The organism is Bradyrhizobium cenepequi (genome assembly GCF_020329485.1).
GTDB classification, from domain to species: Bacteria; Pseudomonadota; Alphaproteobacteria; order Rhizobiales; family Xanthobacteraceae; genus Bradyrhizobium; species Bradyrhizobium cenepequi.
Map to the genome: position 1 here is coordinate 1 of NZ_JAGKJI010000147.1, position 1,399 is coordinate 1,399.

Sequence of the window (1,399 nt, forward strand, 5' to 3'; positions counted from 1 at the left end):
GCTCTAGTTGCTCTGCACGGTGATTATGACTCTTTGGAAGTGTCGGGATAGGCTCGGCCCATTTTGGCGCGGGCCTTGTCTGTAGTGAACATCCATTTGATGCGGCAGCGTGCGGCGTTCCTCTGCCGTTCCCAAGCGATGATTTCGCGGCGCAGTCGCTTGGGGTCGTCGATCCTGCGACCGAGGCACTGTCCCCGCAAGACGCCGACCTCGATCTCAACCATGTTGAGCCAGCTTGCATGCTTGGGGGTGTAGTGGAACTCGAGCCGCCGCAAGATCCGCCTGGCTTCGGCGGGCGGGAACGTTTGATAGAGGGCGCCGGCAGAATGGGTCGATAAATTATCCTGAACGATCCGGATGGTCTCGGCGCCGGGGTAGTGGATGTCGACGAGGTCGCGCATGCATTGGGCATAGTCCTCGGCCGCGCGCCGCTCGGTGACTTTGACCTTGCGCCAGGGACGATGCACGTCGAGCAGGACGAAGAGGTTGACGGTGCCACTGCGACGATACTCGTAATCGTAACGTTCGAACCGGCCTGGCTCGGCTGGGATCGGCTGACGCGCTTCGCCGATGAGCTGGACCGGGCTTTCATCGAGGCACACCACCGGCCGCTCGGGATCGGGCGCCTCGGCGTAAAGGTCGAGCACGTCTTCCATGCGGGCGACGTATTCGCCGTCGACCAGTGGAATGCACCACATGTCCTTGCGCCAAGGTTTGAGGTCATTTTCCGCCAGGCGCCGCCGAACCGTCTCGTGCGACAGGCTCTTGTGCTCGGTGAGCTTGACCATCGCACCTGCCAGCAGCTTGAGCGTCCAGCGGGCGCGGCCCGCCGGGGGACTGGCGCAGGCTGTCACCACCAGCAAGGCTTCTTCCTTGCCCGTGAGTTTGCGCTCCGCTCCGGGACGCGGCTCTTCGCTCAGCGCCCGTTCCAGATTGCCTTCCACGAAGTGCCGCTTGGTCCGGTACACGGTCGAGCCGCCCACACCGACGCTCCTTGCGATCTCCTCGTCGCTGGCTCCACCATCGGCGGCCAGCAAAATCTGTGCCCGCTTGAGCTTGCGGGACGCATGCTTGCCGCCGCTGAGCAGCGCCCTGAGTTCAGTGCGCTCGATTTGGCTGAGTTCGACCCGGTAGCGTACATTCATGGCGTGCCTCCTCGTTCGAGGCACGCACGAACAACTGAATCGGATGGCCGGCGTGAGTCTTACGGCAAAAACCTTCACGCCCAAGCAGGGGCAGTATCTGGCTTTTATCCACCTCTATACCCGCCTGCATCGCAGGCCCCCGGCCGAAACCGACATGCAGGAATATTTCCGCGTCAGCCCGCCGTCGGTTCACCAGATGGTGCTAACGCTGGAACGAGCTGGCCTCATCAGAAGGCAGCCAAGGACCCCTCGCA

Annotated in this window: 2 protein-coding genes; one reads left to right on the top strand and one right to left on the bottom strand. The window is 62.8% G+C overall.

What is annotated here, in order from left to right; all coding sequences use genetic code 11:
* Positions 1 to 23 precede the first annotated feature (23 nt).
* Positions 24 to 1,145 (bottom strand): IS630 family transposase, encoded by a 1,122-nt coding sequence (locus J6497_RS40575; RefSeq protein WP_225709735.1) that lies wholly within the window; start codon positions 1,143 to 1,145, stop codon positions 24 to 26.
* A 43-nt stretch (positions 1,146 to 1,188) separates the two neighbouring features.
* On the opposite strand from J6497_RS40575, the gene J6497_RS40580 reads away from it, so the two are divergent.
* Positions 1,189 to 1,399, top strand: a 211-nt coding sequence (locus J6497_RS40580) for a LexA family protein (RefSeq protein WP_376708351.1), incomplete at its 3' end; no start/stop codon positions are given.

Bases quoted from the DNA above. Each gene is read 5' to 3' on its own strand.
- J6497_RS40575 (WP_225709735.1), bottom strand. From the start codon at position 1,145: ATGAATGTACGCTACCGGGTCGAACTCAGCCAAATCGAGCGCACTGAA.